Source organism: Enterocloster clostridioformis (assembly GCF_020297485.1).
GTDB lineage: Bacteria > Bacillota > Clostridia > Lachnospirales > Lachnospiraceae > Enterocloster > Enterocloster clostridioformis.
Genome location: NZ_JAIWZC010000001.1, coordinates 4,802,241 through 4,819,673, shown reverse-complemented (window position 1 = coordinate 4,819,673; position 17,433 = coordinate 4,802,241). Strand labels below are relative to the sequence as shown.

The window sequence follows — 17,433 nt, the reverse complement described above, 5'->3', positions numbered from 1 at the left end:
GATATCCCTCATGAATCAACCCACAAATCACAACACACGAATAAGAAAATATCTGATTTGGCTGTTCTGGATTGCAGTATGGCAGGCAGCCAATCTCCTGATACACAACAATATCATATTCGTAGGCCCTCTGGACATGATAAAGGCCCTGGCACAACAGGCAGCGGCCCCTTCCTTCTGGGCCACCATCCTGAATTCCTTTGCCAGAATAAGCCTTGGTTTCCTGGGAGCCTTTTTCTTAAGCATCCTCCTGGGAAGCCTGGCCTATCTCTTTCCTCTGGTAAAGGAACTGCTGGATCCGGTCATGCTGCTGATTAAGTCCGTACCCGTTGCCTCCTTCGTCATCCTGGCGCTGATATGGATTGGTTCCCGCAACCTGGCAGTGTTCACCTCCTTTCTGGTGGTGGTGCCCATGGTCTATGTGAGCACCCTGTCCGGGCTGGAACATACGGATAAGAAACTGCTGGAAATGGCCCGGGTTTTCCGCATGCCCATGTGGAAACGCATTCACTATATCTATGTACCGGCCCTCCTTCCATACATTGTAAACGGGTGCCGGACTGCCCTTGGAATGAGCTGGAAATCCGGCGTGGCCGCGGAAGTTATCGGCATACCGGAAGGTTCCATAGGAGAACAGCTGTACTACTCCAAGCTGTATCTTGACACGGCCGGTCTCTTTGCCTGGACCTTTGTCATCATAGTAATCAACGCACTGTTTGAACGTTTCTTTCTTTATCTGTTGAGGAAAATAAAACATTGAGGAGCGTATATGGAATGACCCTGGAATTACAAAATATATCTAAATCATTTGACGGGCTGCCCGTATTAAGGAACCTGAACCTGTCCTTTCATCAGGGACAATGCTATTGTCTGATGAGTCCCTCCGGTTCAGGCAAAACCACTCTGCTGCGAATTCTCATGGGGCTGGAACAGGCGGACCATGGCCTGATACTCGCAGACGGAAAACCCCAGGACATGAATTCCCTGACTGTTTCCGCTGTTTTTCAGGAGGACAGGCTCTGTGAGTCCTTTTCTCCCATTGAAAATGTATCCATGTGTGCCGGCCGTTCAGTCAAAGGGTCCCGCATCAGATGGGAACTGGCCCGCCTGCTTCCGGAGGAATGCCTGAACCGCCCTGTGTCCACCTTAAGCGGCGGCATGAAGCGCCGGGTAGCCGTCATGCGGGCCCTCCTCACCCCTTCCCGTATCCTTCTTATGGACGAACCCTTTACCGGTATGGACGACGAATTAAAACGCAATGTCATTTCATATATCAGGGAAAAGCAGGACGGGCGGCTCTTAATCCTCTCAACCCACCAGGATGAGGATGTGGAACTCATTGGCGGAGAGCTGGTGAAATTGGAAAGCTGTATGTACGATTCAAAAGAAGGCGCTGCGGCCTCTGGTTTTGCCAGATAGACCGCGGCGCCTTTCACATATAACTTTGAATATGACCTTACATCTGTCTCATCTGATCCTGGCAGGATGGTGCAGGCACATCGAAGGCAGGATTGAACGCATAGAAATTCCTGCTGTCCAGCTTCTCCTGGGTGATGCGCAGCAATTCGCCAAATCTCTGATAATGAACGACTTCCCTTTCCCTCAGGAATTTAATGGGTTCACAAACGTCATAATCCTTGACAACACGCAGGATATTGTCATAAGTGCTCCTGGCTTTCTGTTCTGCGGCCATATCCTCATGAAGGTCCGTAATCACGTCTCCCTTGGACTGGAACTCACATGCGTTAAAAGGTATCCCTCCTGCCGCCTGGGGCCAGATACCGGTGGTATGGTCGATATAGTAAGGTCCGAAGCCCTGCTCTACCAGCTGGTCTGCAGTCAGTCCCTTAGTCAGCTGATGGATGATGGCAGCCACGATTTCCAGGTGGGCAAGCTCCTCTGTGCCTATATCTGTCAGGGTTCCCTTGCACTCCTTATATGGCATGGCGTAGCGCTGGGAAAGATAACGCATGGAAGCGCCCATTTCGCCGTCCGGCCCACCATATTGGCTCATTATAAACTGAGCCATCTGAGCATTGGGCTCTTTGATATTAACCGGAAATTCCAATCTCTTCTCATAAATCCACATTAATAGCACCCTCCTTCCCATGGCCAAGGATCGTTAATCCAGGACCAGTATGCAGCATCTCTATTGGCGGAAGCCGTCAAAGGGCCGAACTGGGCCTCAAAGGCTGCTGCTGCATTTCTGTACGCGTCTGCCATCTGATTATAGTAATCAATAGCAGCTGCGTCACAAGGATGGGTGTCAAGGTAGAGGTTTGCGTCAACCACCGCGAAGCCAGCCTGGTCTACCTCACGGAGCATAGCCTCACGGGAAGCATTAAGGTCGGGATTCATCATCTGATTCATCATCTTCCGCACCTCCCGTAATTAAATTGTAAATCCAGATCAGGGAAAATAGTTCCTTGGACAAGGCCCCTCTCAGGGGCATAGGTGGTCTGCCACTGCTGCCACGGCACATAAGCCATGGCTACCGGAAACTGCTGCTCCAGCACGCCTCCTTCAGTAGAGGGACATGACATATTGGCTGGCTGAGTGGCCGGGGCTGCAGGGGTAGGATAGGAAAGCTCAGGATAGCTTCCCCATGAGTCCCATGGAAATGCGTTCATATCCGGATAATCCGGACTTGTATAAGAACCGCATCCATTTCCAAACGATGTACCGCATGACATACGCCCGCGGCCGCAGCACTGGGTGCTTACATCTGTATAAGAATCCATAGGTTGGATACTCCTTCCATTTATCTTTTTCTACTATAGTTTATGAGGAGAAAAACAACGGGTGACAATAAAATACATTGAGACAATCACTCACACTTTGTCTGAGCGTCCCATATGATATAGTACAAACCAACAAAAAAGGAGAGTACAATATATGTGTTGCTTTAGAATTTGTAGATGTGGATGGAATCGTTGTAATTGTGGATGTGGCTGTGGCTGTGGCAACAACAGTGGATGCGGATGCGGCAATAACAGTGGATGCGGCTGTGGATGTGGCTGCAGCGGCGGCAACAGCGGTTGCGGCTGCGGATGCGGCGGCAACAGCGGCTGCGGATGCGGCTGCGGATGCGGCGGCAACAGCGGTTGCGGCTGCGGCTGCGGATGCGGCGGCAACAGCGGTTGCGGCTGTGATTGCGGATGCAGCGGCGGCAACAGCGGCGGCGGACATGATATCTGTACGGGCGCCAGGCGCCAGGCATATAGGGAAGGCTTCCGCAATGGCTATTGGGAAGGCTTCAACGACGCAACCTGGGGCAATCCAGGATGCGGCGGCCGCCCTACCCCCCGTACAGCCGGAGGACCCGGACCAGCTATCGCCGAAAGCGGCTGCGGCGGCAACAGCTAATATAAATTGATAAACAGCAGTCATGCAGAACAGGGCCTCCCCACGAGGCCCTGTTTTATGCACCTGCTCTCCTTTCAACCTCTTTTCAATATCATTTGACATCTTTTCTCCTCACATTCCCGCCTGCATAACAGACAACCATTGACAATCTTCCTTTTTCTGGTATATAGTTGGCATATATTTATTATCAATTCATACATATAACCACAGGAGGTCCCCCATATGGATGAGCAGAAACTGGAACAAATACAAAAGATCTTTTCCAACGATCGTTTTGCCACGGATAACGGTGCGGTCATTGAGCAGGTGGAAGAGGGATATGCAAAATGTTGGTTGGAAATACAACCGCACCATCTCAACGCAGCGGGCACGGTCATGGGAGGCGCCATCTTTACTCTGGCTGATTTTGCCTTTGCAGTTGCTTCCAACTGGAACAAACCCCTACACGTCTCAACCACATCCCAAATCACCTACCTGGGTGTTGCCAGAGGCACACGCCTCATAGCTGAAGCCAGAAAAGTAAAGGAAGGACGGAGCACCTGCTACTATCTGGTGGAGGTGAAGGATGACCTGGGCAATGAGGTGGCCCATGTGACAGCCAGCGGTTTCTCCAAAGGATAGTCATGACACCGGGAGGCAACTTATGGTCAAAAAAGACATACCCACTACTGGAAGGCGGTTGACCGCCATGAACGACATTTAAATCCGGCTATGGGAAGAAACGCGCTTAAACAACGGCTTTTGGGAGCATTATTGATTATTTTTATGTTTACTCTTCAGTATATCTTTATGGTCTTACACTTGTTTAAGCATTTAGAATCCATCTGGAAACCGGCCCTGCTTTACTTAATCATTCTGACGGTGTGGGGTGTTATTCGTATGGGGAACTATTATCTATGAGGATGAAAAGGACTGTAAAGCGGCAGATTTTATACCAGAATCGTCACCTGCATCGGACATACTGAAATCAATACCCGGTGCAACACCTCCTACTCCCTGAATATTCTGGGAGGAGGGAGAAATACTGGAGAAGGTGAAGGCTACCGCTGCTGTCTTAAAGGCAGTGAAGCACCAGGACAGACTCTTGTCCGTCACCCATGACCCGAAGGAATTACGCCCGCACATGCTGGTCCCTCTCTCCAAACCTGCCAGGTCCTCTTTCCGGGGTATCTGACAGCCATAACGCAAAGGTGCCGCTCAATCATCATCTCAGATGATTCCGCGGCACCTTTATCTTACCTTTCACTCACTGTTTCTTATAGCCCTGTCATGCCAAACTACCGGCACACTACCGGCAAATTACCAGCACATTTCCTCATTGCTGTACAGCACCAATCCGCCGTCTGTCACTGCCCTGGCAGCTGTCTCTCCGTCAGACGCCTTCACAATCATTGCCCTGCGGTTAGCGGAAGCCAATGCGTACATGTACTCGATATTCAGCCCCTGGCTGCAGAGGATGTGGGTCATCTTGTGGAGTTCGCCCACCTGATCCTCCAGTTTTACTGCCAGCACATCGGTCAGCATGGCTGAAAATCCTTTTTCCCTCAGCGCCGCCTTTGCCTTATCCGGATCAGACACAATCATTCTCAGCATACCGTACTCCGTGGTATCTGCCATGCTGAGGGACAGTATATTGATATCCTGCTCCTTCAGTACTTCTGTAACCTGTTCCAGTCTGCCTTCACGGTTTTCTATGAATACAGATAATTGTTTTACAAACATTTTTATACCCCGCCCTTTCTTAATTCAGATTTCTCTTGTCAATCACATGCTTCGTCTTACCCATGCTCCGCTCAATGCTCTTTGGCTCCACCAGCTTTACCTTTACCGCCAGACCTATGGCCTGCTGAATCATATAGGCGATCTTTCCTGTCAGATTCTCCAGCTCCCGGATTTCATCTGAGAAGAACCGCTCCTCCACTTCCACCTGCACCTCTAAGGTGTCCAGATTGTTCACACGGTCCACAATCAACAGATAATGAGGCGTGGTGCCGCCCATTTCCAGCAGTGCAGACTCTATCTGGGACGGGAATACGTTGACGCCCCGGATAATCAGCATGTCATCTGTCCTTCCTGTGAATCTGGCAATCCTGGCTGTGGTCCTTCCACACTGGCAGGTACTGTGGTCAAGGCTGGTCAAATCCTTTGTGCGGTAACGTATTAAAGGCAGTCCCTCCTTAGTCAGGGTGGAAATAACCAGTTCACCGGTCATGCCGTCCCTCAATGGCTTCAATGTATTCTGATCCACGATCTCCGGCAGGAAATGGTCCTCATGAATATGGAGCCCCTCATGGAACTGGCAGTCCGTGGCAACGCCCGGTCCCATGATCTCGCTGAGGCCGTAGATATCGTGAGCGTGGATTCCCAGCTGACGCTCTATCTGGGTTCTCATTTTCTCAGTCCACGGCTCTGCTCCGTTGATGGATGCCTTCAGCTTAATCTTGTCCTTGACCCCCATCTCCTCAATGGTTTCCGCAATATGAAGAAGGTAGGAGGGCGTACACATGATTCCTGTCACCCCGAAATCCACCATCATGGTGATCAGCTTCTTGGTGTTGCCTGTGGACATGGGGACCACGGTGGCTCCCATCTCCTCTGCACCGTAATGGGCTCCCAGGCCTCCGGTAAACAGACCGTACCCGTAAGCCACCTGGATGATGTCATTGCTTCCCAGTCCGGCCATGGTAATGCACCGGGCCACGCACTCGCTCCACACGTCGATGTCCTTGCGTGTATATCCCACCACCGTGGCCTTTCCGGTGGTGCCGCTGGACGCGTGGATGCGGGTAATCTGGGAATTGGGCACCGCAAACATGCCGAAGGGGTATGTGTCTCTCAAATCGTCCTTTGTGGTAAATGGAAGCTTTTCCAGATCCTCGATTCCCCGGATATCTCCCGGCTCCAATCCCACTGCCTGCATTTTCTTGCGGTAATACTCCACACTGTGGTACACTCTGTCAACTAATTTTCTCAGCCTTGCGCTCTGCAGATTGGTCATCTCATCCCTGCTCATGCACTCCTTAGTCTCATTCCATATCATTTGCCTGTAACCCCTCCAACTCTCACATGATATAATTTACATCCTTTATCTGCTTACAGTCCATTTTCCGTTTTACCGCCGGCTTTTGTCCGTCTAGACAGAAAGCGCGTAACCGGTCTCAAATGCCTTTTTATTAATTTCCACCGTCTTAGGCGGAACCGTTGTCTCAATCACCTTCAGCCAGTCTTCCTTTTCAAATCCCATATGCTTTGCAGCAGCTCCCAGGACAATGACGTTAAATGCCTTGGGCGCGCCCATCTTTTTCGCTTCCTCCGTGGCCTCCACCACAATGGTCCTGCGCGCTTCCTTTAACCGGTCAATGATTCCTTCCGGATATTCAGCCATCCCCGTCACCACTGTGATGGGGTCAATGCGCCAGTCATTGACAATGATCACGCCGTCCTTTTTGAGGAAATGCAGATACCGCAGCGCCTCCAGACGCTCAAAGGCAATCAGCACGTCTGCCTGGCCTTCCTCCACAATGGGTTCCGCCACCTTTTCTCCATATCTCACAAAGGTTACCACACTGCCGCCGCGCTGGGCCATGCCGTGCACCTCGGACAGCTTCACGTCATAGCCCGCGCCGATTGCAAGCTTTCCAAGTATGCGGCTGGTAAGAAGGGTTCCCTGGCCGCCTACGCCTACTATCATAATATTCTTTGATGTCATTTTATTCACCCGCCTTTACCAGATTGATCGCGTCAAATTTACAAAGCTGTTTACACAATCCGCAGCCATTGCACATGGTCTCGTCAATGGATATGGTGCCGTCCTCATTCTTTGTAAGGGCAGGACAGCCCGGCCTTAAGCACGCTCCGCATTTCTTACATTTTTCCGGCAGCGGCCTGCACTTGTTGGGGAATTTGATTCCCTTAAGCAGGGCGCAGGGCGCCTTGGTGATGATGACGGATACAGCATCCCTTGCCACTTCCTCTTTGATTACCCGCTCCAGCTCCGCCTGGTCAAAGGCGTCCACCTCACAGACATGCTCAATGCCCAGCGATTTGCACAGACCGTAAATATTGATGGCAGGAACCACCTGCCCCTTAAGGGTCTTGCCGGTAGCGGCATGGTCCTGATGTCCCGTCATTCCCGTGGTGGAATTATCCAGGATGACCACTGTTCCGGCGGCCTGGTTATAGACCATGTTCATGAGAGAATTGATGCCTGTGTGCATGAAGGTGGAATCACCGATTACAGCCACCCAGTTCTTAATATACTCTCTTCCCTTTGCCTTCTCCATGCCGTGGAGAGTGCTGATACTGGCTCCCATGCAGATCGTGGTGTCGATAACGCTTAAGGGCGCCACTGCTCCCAGCGTATAGCAGCCGATATCTCCGGCAGCATGTATCTTCAGCTTGTTAAGCACAGCGTATACGCTTCTGTGCGGACATCCCGGACACAGTATGGGAGGTCTTGCGGGAACCTGGGCCGCCTTATCCACCTGTGACGCCTGACCCAGCACGCGCTCCCTAATCAGATTTGCGCTGTATTCTCCCTGGACCGTGAATATTTCCTTGCCCACTGCCTTCTTAATGCCCCAGGACTTAACCTGTTCCTCCACTACGGGCTCCAGCTCCTCAAATATGTAAAGCTTATCCACCTTAGACGCAAATTCCTCTATAAGCTTCCTTGGAAGGGGATTGAGAAGCCCCAGCTTTAGGACGGATGCCTGGGGCATGGCTTCCTTCACATACTGGTACGCAATGCCGTTGGTAATAAAGCCCACGGACAAATCATTGTATTCCACCCGGTTGACGGGAAAGCTGTTGGCATCCTCAGCCATCTGTTTCATGCGCGCTTCCACCACCACATGGCGTTTGATGGCATTGCCGGGCATCATGACATATTTGGCCATATCCCTCTCATAGGGGATGTCAAAGGGCTCGGCCCTCTCCTCCAGTTCCACCAGCCCCTGGGAATGGGACAGACGGGTGGTACTGCGCAGGATAACAGGGGTATCGTATTTCTCACTGAGGTCATAGGCATATTTCATAAATTCCTTGGCCTCGGCACTGTCGGACGGTTCCACAATGGGGACCATAGCAGCCCTGGCCACCATACGGCTGTCCTGCTCGTTCTGGGAACTGTACATGCCCGGATCATCAGCCACCACCAGCACCAGTCCTCCCCGGACGCCGGTGTATGCCGCCGTATAAAGCGGATCCGCAGCCACATTTATACCCACATGCTTCATGACGCACATGGAACGCACGCCTGCTATGGATGCACCGATAGCCACCTCTGTGGCCACCTTCTCATTGGGAGCCCACTCCGCGTAAATCTCATCGTACTGGACCAGTGACTCGCTGACCTCCGTACTGGGGGTGCCCGGGTAGGCGGCGGATACCTTTACTCCTGCCTCATAGGCACCTCTTGCTATGGCTTCATTGCCAAGTAATATTCTTTTCTCTGACACGTTTCTTCCTTCCTTTCAGTATGTATTAACCGTACCGGACTCCATAAAGACTGTCCCGGTGCCTCATCAGGCTTCCTTTCGCAGGTCCGTGACCCTCTTTGCCTTTCCCTCAAACCGCTGAAGGGTATTGGGGGAAACCAGTTGGATCTTGGCATCCAGACCAAGCATCAGGCGCATCTTATCCTTCAATGTGTTTTCCAGCCGCTCCAATGCAGCATAGGAGTCCATCATGCTCTCAGCTTCCACCTCAACCTTGATAATCAGTATGTCGGAATGGTTCTTCCTGTCCACCACGATTTCATAGTTAGGTCCGATTCCCTCTGTATTAATCAGCACTTCCTCAATCTGGCTGGGGAATACGTTGACGCCGCGAATCTTTAACATATCATCCGTACGTCCTGACAGGTTCTCCATCCTGGCCGTGGTGCGGCCGCAGGGACACGGCTCATACATAAGCCTGGTAATATCCCTGGTACGGTAGCGGATGAGAGGCAGCGCCTCCTTGGAAATGCAGGTGATAACCAGCTCTCCCTTTTCTCCGGGAGGAAGCACTTCCCCTGTAGCGGAATCTATTATCTCCGCAATAAAATGGTCCTCATTGATATGCATTCCGTTAAGCTTAAGGCATTCTCCCGACACGCCGGGCCCCATCAGCTCGCTCATGCCGTAATTCTGGGTCAGGTTTACATCCTCTCCCCATACCTTGTAGAGCTCGTTTCTCATGGCCTCTGTCATCAGCTCGCTGCCCAGTACAAGCGTCTTTACCTTCAAATCCTTTCTGGGATTGATTCCCATTTCCAGGGCCACCTCCGCAATGCGCATGGCATAGGAGGGGGTGGCCACCAGCAGGGTGGTCTCAAAATCCTTCATGTACATCAGCTGCTTCTGGGTATTGCCGGTAGAGGACGGAACCACCGCGGCGCCTACCTTCTCCAATCCATTGTGAAGTCCCAAGGCGCCTGTGAACATGCCGTACCCAAAGCAAATCTGGGCCACATCCTCGTCCGAGGCGCCTCCTGCCACGGCCAGGCGGGCCACACATTCCTTCCACACCTCCAGGTCATTCTCCGTATATCCCACCACAGTGGGCTTTCCCGTCGTGCCGCTGGACGCATGGATTCTGCGCAGTTCCTTCCTTGGAACCGCAAACAGGCCATAGGGGTAATTATCCCTCATATCCTGTTTCGTCACAAAAGGAAGCTTCTGCAAATCCTTCAGTGTCTGTATATGCTCCGGCCTTACACCTGCCTCCTCCATCTTGGCGCGGTATGCCGGTACCTTCCCGTAAACCCGGTTCACCGTGTCTTTCAGGCGGCTCAGCTGTACCGCTTCAATCTCCGCCCTGGACATTGTCTCCTCTTTTGCCCAAATCATGTTGTCTGACCTCCCTTTCCCTGCACCCGTATATCCTGTCTGGTTTTCCGCACTAACTCGCTTTGACGTGACAACGCATTGGCGCATTATATTGTCTGGCGACATTATACCATCTTTTCCCGGGTTTGTCTGCTGTTTTCGTGCATATTTAACCTGAGTTTTCAGTTTGCGGCTTTTACACCGGAAGCATCTGCACAAAACAAAAGAGGGCCCATATCTGTATATTAACAGGGAACCATGCATCCCGCCGTATGGCGTTTTCCATGGTTCCCTGTAACCGCGCAGCCCTCACTGTGCCGGACGGCCTATCCCGCTACACCAGGACTCCCTCCTGGCTGCGCAGCTTTACCACTGCGGACAGGTCCGTCTTTTTATGTTCCTTTCCGCCCTGTTCCCGACACTTCTTGGAACGTTCCCCGGCGTTTTCGCACTTCTGGTAGAAATACTTGATGATGTCCTTTCTGGTAATGATGCCAATGAAACTCTTCTGATCATCCAGTACCGGAACAAAATTCTGGTTCAATGCCTTCCCGATCAGATCCTCCATATCTGCGTCTGCCTTAACCGGACGGTTGTCACACCGGCGGCGTATGGCTGTGACAGGTATCTTCTCAGCCCCTTTCAGATCCAGGTTGAACTGGTTCTTGATTCCCCATAACAGATCACCTTCCGTCAGCGTCCCCACATAGCGCCCTGTCCTGCTGACAATCGGTACCGCGGAATACTTGTGGTGCTCCATTTTCTCCAAAGCCTGCCTTAACGTATCATCCTCGCTTATATACGCCACGTCACTTTTAGGAGTCAGGAAAAACAGTATGTTCATTTTTTCACTCCTTTTTCCCTTATTCTTTATTAAGTATAATGCCTGCCTCTGAACCGAATGTGAACAAATTATTATAAAAATCTGAAATTTCTTAAGAGGCAGGAAATATATAGATATATTTATTTGTGCATTACACCTGCGGGAGCCGCCGTACTCTGTCTTACCACCAAATACGGCTGAAACATAATATTTTTCTTTGTGTCCTGTTTCTGTTTCTGGCGGATAATCCGAATCATCTGCTGGACCGCCTCTGTTCCCATCTCCTCCACCGGCTGATGAATTGATGTGAGAGGCACACTCAATATCTCTGAAAAAAAGATATCGTCATATCCAATCAGCGATATATCCTCCGGAACAGAGATTCCCTGCTGCTTTAAATAGTGAAACACTCCATACGCCGACATGTCATTATAGGCAAAAATTGCTGTAACATCTTTTTTGAGCAGATATTCTGCCCCCCGCACACCGCTGCTCAGGTCATAATCCCCATAAAATATGAGGGACGGGTCAAATTCCACTCCTTTTTCCATCAGCGCCCGTATATAGCCCTGGGTCCTCCGGTTGGAATCAGCCAGGTCCTTTGGGCCGCCCACGCATCCAATCCTGGTATGGCCCAATTCCAGCAGATGCCTGGCAGCAAGATATCCTCCCTCATCATGGTCCACAATCACGGAACAGCCTTTGACTTCAGGGTAAAAGCGGTCCACAAGGACAAAGGGTATGTTGAGTGAATCCATCAGCGCCACCATCTCCTCCACTTTCTCACTGTCATTCTCCCTTGCCATGCAGATCAATACCCCGTCCACACCTTTGTCAGCCAGCATCTGCAGATATTTCATCTCACGCTCATGGAGGTCATTGGTATTGCACAGTATGAGATTCCAGCCGTTTCTGCGGCATTCATCTTCAATGGACTTAGCCATATTGGCAAAAAAGCTGTTCCGGATGTCAGATAAAATCAGTCCCAGGGTCTTTGTCTGCTTCTTTACCAGCCCCACGGCTAATTGATTTGGCCGGTAATTGAGCTCCTTCGCAGCCTGGAGAATCGCCTCCTCTGTTGCCTTTGGAATCTTATGCGCCTTTCCATTCAGCACCAATGATATGGTGGTAATAGAAAAACCTGTGTACTTCGCTATATCCTTAATTGTTGTTCGCAAATTCTGCCCCCTGTTAAAACATGCTCAAAATCTTACATTTCATTATATCATAAGTTTATTATTTAGCAATGTACCAGCAAAATTTTTCCATGACCCGAATTGCCTCCAAATACTTGGATATCTCCACATATTCATTGGGCTTATGACACATCTGAGGCTCTCCCGGACCAAAGAGAAGCGCCGGACTGTCCGGCCAGGCTGTGAGGAGAATGGAGGCGTCTGTAAAATAGTTGATACCGGTCTCCCCTGCATCATCGCCTATGAATCCTTTCAGCCTGTGAAGCCACTGGTTTTCCGGGCCTGTCTCTGCCGGCATCCTGTAATTTGTTATCTCAGGCACAAAGGCCAGGCCCCCGTTATAAACTTCACACCGCTTTTGCATAAGGCATTCCAACCGGTTCAGAACCTCCTTTTCATTCAAGGGCGGTACAATCCGGATATCAGCCAGGAATTTGGCCCTGTCCGGCGTCATATTGGGGGCAATTCCTCCCTCCGCCATGGTAATCTGGAGCGTACTGCGTCCCAGCACAGGATGCTCCTCCCTCTTAAGCTCCTCTCTCAAATCCGCAAGCAGGCCGAAGCCCTGCTCCAGGGCATTGATTCCCTGCCAGGGTTCTGCTCCATGGCTTGTCTTGCCTGAAACAGACAGCTTTAACCAGATACATCCTTTCTGAGCCACACCAGCCTGACATGAAGTAGGCTCTCCAATCAGGAGCAGCTCTGGAAATAAATCCGGGTATTCCTTTATGATTTCCTTTGCGCCCAAACCGCCGCGTTCCTCATCGCAGGTTCCCGCAAAAACAATCGTCTTCTGCGGGACGCATCCGCTCTCAGCCAGCTCTCCCAGAACAAAAGCCATGACTGCCAATCCGCTTTTCATATCACTGGCTCCTCTTGCATAAAGGCGCCCGTCCTGTTCTGTACACACAGCCGGATTGGTATTCCATTCGTTTATATCCCCATATGGAACCGTATCCAGATGTCCGTTAAAAAGTATGGTCTCCTCTGTTTTTCCTTTGAGCACGCCAATCACGTTTCCGTGATGCTCATCTATCAGCTGAACCCTTGTTTCCATACCCTTTCTTTTTAAATATTCTGCCAGATAAACAGCTGTCTCCTGTTCCCTGTCCTTTCCGTTGACACTGGGTATATCCAGTATGTGCTTCAACAACGCCAGAGCCTCCGCTCTCCTCTGTTCCTCTGTCCTTTTCTCTGTTCTTTTCTCTGTTCCCATCTGCAATCCTCCTGCAAAAAGAGGACTGCCGCCCATGGAATCCTTGATTTCAGGCAGCAGTCCCCATTCTTATTCTTACTTTGTCAGCCAGTCCATGATTCCCTGCCACATCCTGTTATAATATTCCCACTCACAGAATTCCGGCGGTGCCCAATGGGGGGCGCAGTCCGTGGTTACTACAGCGCTCTTTCCCTTTCCATATTCTCCAAAGGCAATAAACGGGTCATCATCTACCACAGCGGCCACGACCGCTTCCGGCTTTGCAATGGTCTTATTATATCCCAGTACCTGCGGGAATTCCCTGGGAATTCCGTTCAGGGCTTCATGCTCAGCAACCGTCACAGGCGTAGTTCCCTCGCAGTGCTCCATACGGTCGTCCACGGTAAGAACCTCTACCGGAAGAACCTCCTGCACCGCAGTATCATGCCATTTTCCTTTTGCATCCACGCCTGAAAAGGTAAGGTAGCCTCCCACCATCATAAGGGCCCCCCCATCCAGCACGTAATCGCGAATCAGATTGCATCTGTTTGGTTTCTTCTCGCTTCTCATAAATGTGGCTGACGGAAGAAGAAGCGTATTTGCTCCAATGTCAGAAAGAATCACCGCATCGTATTTCTTTAATTCTTCCATTGTAAATGGAAATTCCTCTCCTGCCAGATGGTTGGGCATAAAGGTAACCTCATAGCCGCCCTCTTCCAGGGCTGCTTTCAGCCACTTTTCTCCTGTCTCATATACAGAGGTATAAAAACTGTCAAATCCTTTCACATGTGTGGTGTAGCTCATCCAGGATTCTCCTGCCAACAATACTTTCTTACTCATCTCTCTTCTCCTTATTTTTCATTCTATTTGTTTGCCTTACACCATTCCAGTATAAGCTGGGCATAAACAAGAATGGCTTCCAGATATGATTCCGCCTCCACATATTCGTTGACAGCATGGCACTCTTCCAACCGTCCGGGGCCAAACTGCATGGTGGGGCAGCCAGCGATGTTCTTCCATAATCTTGAGTCACAGCCTGCCGGAGAACCGACCAGGCGCACCTGCCTCCCAAGGGCTTTTTCGTATCCATTCATAAAGCAGGACACAAAGCTGTCGTCGGATTCCTGTTCAAAGGCCCCGCCGGCCTGATACATGGTTATCACCGGCCTGTGCTGGCGCAGCCATAAGTCACTGTCCGCCACCCGGTTCACCGCATCTGTAAACTCCTCTACAATTTGGTCATAGCTCATCTGTCTGGGCAGATAATGGATGCATGTCTCAAAATAACAATGTCCCGGCACGGTGGACCCGGCGCTGCCGCCGTGAATCGTACCTATATTCAGATTGGGAGCAGGAAGCAGGGGATGTTTATAGGTCAGGAGCCATTTGTGTTCCAGCTCCTCCAGTTCCCGGATAACCTTAAGGGCCTTATCAATTGCGCTGACTCCCTTCCACTTTGCACCTGAATGATTGGCTTTTCCCTCAAACTCCACTTTAAAAAATACAAATCCCATATGAGCCAGTATCAATTCATCGGAAGAAGGCTCGCAGACAACCACACCATCGGCTTTTTCTCCCGACATGATGGCCGCCATAGAACCATTGCCTCCGCCTTCCTCGTCGCAGACGGAAGTGATATGTACATCTCCCGGCAGCTTTACCCCGGCATCCTTAAGCAGTTGTACTGCCATAACAGATGCCATAAGACCGCCTTTCATATCAGCCGCGCCCAGGCCGTAAAGCCTGCCGTCCTTCATGGTTGGCGTGTGCGGCGGCGTATTCCACTCATTTTCATTTCCCGCAGGCATGGTATCTATATGGCCGTTAAACATCAAACTCCTGCCGTCCTTGTCTCCTTTAAAAACAGCATACACATTATAGCGGTCATCGTAATTATGTCCAATGTTCCCTTCCTGATATTTGGCCAGGCATTGTTCAATGGCTTCCTCCGTCATGGGATCCCGGCGGATGATATCCGCTCCCATATCCCCGAACAATTTCACCATATACTCCTGCCCCTGCTTTTCCAGCCCCCCTGCTATCCCATGGCCCAAATCATGGGTATCAATAGCAATAAGGTCCATCAAACGCTGTATATATGACTGTTTATTTTCTTCCAAAACTTCTTTCAGCGGCCTCATCATTTCAACTCCTTTAACCGTAATTGCGGATTCCCTGTTCAATGATATCCCAGAACTTTTCCACATCCACTTCCACTGCCACATTGCTGTTGGGCTCCCTCTTGAAATATCCGAAGAAGTCACAATTCGTACGGCCATAACTTTGAACGCTGCGGATGTCTATTTCCGTAAACATTGCTTTCGTAGTAAGGACGGCCGGGTCTATCAGGTATGCTATGGTCAGAGGGTCGTGGAGAGGCCCTCCCTCCCATCCGAATACAGCTTTTTGGCTCTTGCCGAAAAACAGCATCAAATCCACAAACAGCATTGCCGGCGGCGTGCCGATTTTTTCCATTCGTTCAATCACGGACGGATAACACAGTACCTTTCTGGTCACATCCAGTCCCACCATGGTTATGGGCCTATTGCATGTGAACACCACATGGGCCGCATCTGCGTCCGCCAGAATATTAAACTCTGCCGCAGGCGTCACATTTCCCAACTGATAGCAGCCTCCCATAAGCACAATCTCACGAATCTTGGGAAGAATTCTCGGTTCCAGGCGGATTGCCATGGCAATATTGGTCAGAGGGCCTGTGGGTACAAGTGTAATATCGCCGTCCGATGCCATCAGCGTATCTATTATATACAGCACCGCGTGTTTATCTTCCGCTTTTTTCCGGAGAGGTGCAAATACCGGTCCGTCAAGTCCTGTCTCTCCATGTATGTCATCCGCAATAACCTGCTTATCCCGTATCATGGGCTGTCCGCATCCTGCGTACACCGGAATATCCAGCCCCAGATATTGGCATACATTCAGCGCATTGGCAGTTGTTTTCTCCAATGTCTGGTTTCCGGCAACCACCGTGATGCCCAATAAATCAATTTGCGGGCTCTTAGCTGCCAGCATTATGGCAACCGCGTCGTCATGGCCCGGATCACAGTCTAAAATAATCTTGCGCTTATCCATATCTTGACCTCCTGCTATTCAATCGTAACCAGCGAACTCTTTTTCTTCTCCTGGGCTTTTTTCTTAGATATCATGGAAACTGCCAGCACAGCAATGGTCACCACGTAGGGCATCAGCAATACAAACTGGGATGGAACACCATACGCCTGTATACGGGCTCCCAATGAATCCGTAAATCCGAATATCAGACAGCCGACCGCTGTAAGTGCAGGATGGGCTCCTCCAAAATACATGGCAGCCACACCCATAAATCCTCTGGAATTCGTCATGCCCTCTGTAAAAAGCCTGCTGTATCCAAGGGACAGATGAGCTCCTGCCAGCCCTCCAATCAGACCGGATATGGCTATTGCCTGGTATTTCATGGCATTTACATTAATTCCCGCTGTCTCTGCAGCCATGGGAAACTGTCCCACTGCCCTCAGCCGCAGTCCCCATACTGTCTTATAAAAAAGAAACATCATAAGAAATACCAGCACGATAACAAACCATTCCGTAACACTCCAGTTGTTAAACAGGCTGTCCAGAACAGGCACGCCGTCTAAAAACGGTATATGTACCTTAGGTATTCCTTTAATCTGCGGGCTGGTAAAGGAGCCGCTTACTCCAAGCATGCTATTGAGCATGAATTTGGTAAAGGCAATGGCAAACAGATTAATACCCATACCAATGGCACAAATCTCTGCCTTGTACTTAATGTGCCCCACAGCCATAATCATGGCAATGAGAAGGCCTGCAACCATTGAAATAAGGATTCCCAGAACCCAGCTTCCAGTCAGATAACTAACAGTTACAGCCGTAAACGCGCCTGTAAGCATGATACCCTCAGTACCAATATTAAGAATATCCGCCTGCTGGGTAATGGCTGCACAAAGAGCTGCATATATGATGGGCGTAGCTGAACGGAACGTCGCATATATTAATGAAATATCAAAAATCTTATCAAATTGCATA

19 protein-coding genes are annotated in these 17,433 nt (G+C 50.5%); 4 read left to right on the top strand and 15 right to left on the bottom strand.

Annotated features, from left to right (window positions below; all coding sequences use genetic code 11):
* Positions 1 to 10 precede the first annotated feature (10 nt).
* Together LA360_RS24110 and LA360_RS24105 are read left to right on the top strand one after the other, a co-directional pair.
* Complete coding sequence (locus tag LA360_RS24110; protein ID WP_022202994.1) at positions 11 to 760, top strand: ABC transporter permease; 750 nt, start codon at positions 11 to 13, stop codon at positions 758 to 760.
* Positions 761 to 774: 14 nt separating this feature from the next.
* Positions 775 to 1,419 (top strand): ABC transporter ATP-binding protein, encoded by a 645-nt coding sequence (locus tag LA360_RS24105; protein WP_057572268.1) that lies wholly within the window; start codon positions 775 to 777, stop codon positions 1,417 to 1,419.
* 37 nt (positions 1,420 to 1,456) lie between these two features.
* Here the strand turns inward: LA360_RS24105 and LA360_RS24100 are convergent, their stop codons facing one another.
* The 3 genes from LA360_RS24100 to LA360_RS24090 are packed head-to-tail and all read right to left on the bottom strand — an operon-like array spanning position 1,457 to position 2,741.
* Positions 1,457 to 2,089, bottom strand: a complete 633-nt coding sequence (locus LA360_RS24100; RefSeq protein WP_057572269.1) for a manganese catalase family protein — start codon at positions 2,087 to 2,089, stop codon at positions 1,457 to 1,459.
* Positions 2,089 to 2,373, bottom strand: coding sequence for a spore coat protein CotJB (locus LA360_RS24095; protein WP_022201704.1), 285 nt, complete (start codon positions 2,371 to 2,373; stop codon positions 2,089 to 2,091). Before LA360_RS24095 ends, LA360_RS24100 begins: the two co-directional genes overlap by 1 nt.
* The gene (locus LA360_RS24090; protein ID WP_002588158.1) at positions 2,370 to 2,741 is read right to left on the bottom strand and encodes a spore coat associated protein CotJA; all 372 of its coding nucleotides are present in this window, start codon (positions 2,739 to 2,741) and stop codon (positions 2,370 to 2,372) included. The genes LA360_RS24095 and LA360_RS24090 overlap by 4 nt, the downstream gene beginning before the upstream one ends.
* Before the next feature lie 179 nt (positions 2,742 to 2,920).
* Between LA360_RS24090 and LA360_RS24085 the strand changes: the two genes are divergently transcribed.
* Positions 2,921 to 3,376, top strand: coding sequence for a hypothetical protein (locus LA360_RS24085; RefSeq protein ID WP_174713932.1), 456 nt, complete (start codon positions 2,921 to 2,923; stop codon positions 3,374 to 3,376).
* 212 nt (positions 3,377 to 3,588) lie between these two features.
* Positions 3,589 to 3,987 carry a PaaI family thioesterase gene (locus LA360_RS24080; RefSeq protein ID WP_022202153.1) on the top strand — a complete coding sequence of 133 codons (399 nt, stop codon included), beginning with the start codon at positions 3,589 to 3,591 and terminating at the stop codon, positions 3,985 to 3,987.
* Positions 3,988 to 4,665: 678 nt separating this feature from the next.
* Here the strand turns inward: LA360_RS24080 and LA360_RS24075 are convergent.
* The 12 genes from LA360_RS24075 to LA360_RS24020 all read right to left on the bottom strand — a co-directional run bounded on the left by LA360_RS24075 (position 4,666) and on the right by LA360_RS24020 (position 17,432).
* Complete coding sequence (locus tag LA360_RS24075; RefSeq protein ID WP_002565474.1) at positions 4,666 to 5,088, bottom strand: hypothetical protein; 423 nt, start codon at positions 5,086 to 5,088, stop codon at positions 4,666 to 4,668.
* Positions 5,089 to 5,107: 19 nt separating this feature from the next.
* Positions 5,108 to 6,406 carry a phenylacetate--CoA ligase family protein gene (locus LA360_RS24070; RefSeq protein WP_002588155.1) on the bottom strand — a complete coding sequence of 433 codons (1,299 nt, stop codon included), beginning with the start codon at positions 6,404 to 6,406 and terminating at the stop codon, positions 5,108 to 5,110.
* Between the two features lie 93 nt (positions 6,407 to 6,499).
* A complete protein-coding gene (locus tag LA360_RS24065) occupies positions 6,500 to 7,075 on the bottom strand; it encodes an indolepyruvate oxidoreductase subunit beta (RefSeq protein ID WP_022202154.1) in 576 nt (191 codons plus the stop codon).
* Position 7,076: 1 nt separating this feature from the next.
* Positions 7,077 to 8,825, bottom strand: coding sequence for an indolepyruvate ferredoxin oxidoreductase subunit alpha (gene iorA, locus LA360_RS24060; RefSeq protein ID WP_022202155.1), 1,749 nt, complete (start codon positions 8,823 to 8,825; stop codon positions 7,077 to 7,079).
* A 66-nt stretch (positions 8,826 to 8,891) separates the two neighbouring features.
* Positions 8,892 to 10,199 (bottom strand): phenylacetate--CoA ligase family protein, encoded by a 1,308-nt coding sequence (locus LA360_RS24055; protein ID WP_002588152.1) that lies wholly within the window; start codon positions 10,197 to 10,199, stop codon positions 8,892 to 8,894.
* Between the two features lie 313 nt (positions 10,200 to 10,512).
* Positions 10,513 to 11,022 (bottom strand): CBS domain-containing protein, encoded by a 510-nt coding sequence (locus tag LA360_RS24050; RefSeq protein ID WP_022202156.1) that lies wholly within the window; start codon positions 11,020 to 11,022, stop codon positions 10,513 to 10,515.
* A 119-nt stretch (positions 11,023 to 11,141) separates the two neighbouring features.
* On the bottom strand, positions 11,142 to 12,179 hold the full coding sequence (locus LA360_RS24045) for a LacI family DNA-binding transcriptional regulator (RefSeq protein WP_002588150.1): 1,038 nt from the start codon (positions 12,177 to 12,179) through the stop codon (positions 11,142 to 11,144).
* A gap of 58 nt (positions 12,180 to 12,237) precedes the next feature.
* The gene (locus LA360_RS24040) at positions 12,238 to 13,413 is read right to left on the bottom strand and encodes a M20 family metallopeptidase (protein ID WP_022202157.1); all 1,176 of its coding nucleotides are present in this window, start codon (positions 13,411 to 13,413) and stop codon (positions 12,238 to 12,240) included.
* 75 nt (positions 13,414 to 13,488) lie between these two features.
* Entirely contained in the window at positions 13,489 to 14,232 is a 744-nt protein-coding gene (locus LA360_RS24035; protein ID WP_022202158.1) for a glutamine amidotransferase, read from the bottom strand.
* 23 nt (positions 14,233 to 14,255) lie between these two features.
* Positions 14,256 to 15,536 (bottom strand): M20 family metallopeptidase, encoded by a 1,281-nt coding sequence (locus LA360_RS24030; protein WP_022202159.1) that lies wholly within the window; start codon positions 15,534 to 15,536, stop codon positions 14,256 to 14,258.
* Between the two features lie 10 nt (positions 15,537 to 15,546).
* Positions 15,547 to 16,482, bottom strand: coding sequence for a nucleoside hydrolase (locus LA360_RS24025; RefSeq protein WP_022202160.1), 936 nt, complete (start codon positions 16,480 to 16,482; stop codon positions 15,547 to 15,549).
* A gap of 14 nt (positions 16,483 to 16,496) precedes the next feature.
* Complete coding sequence (locus LA360_RS24020) at positions 16,497 to 17,432, bottom strand: ABC transporter permease (RefSeq protein WP_022202161.1); 936 nt, start codon at positions 17,430 to 17,432, stop codon at positions 16,497 to 16,499.
* Position 17,433 lies beyond the last annotated feature (1 nt).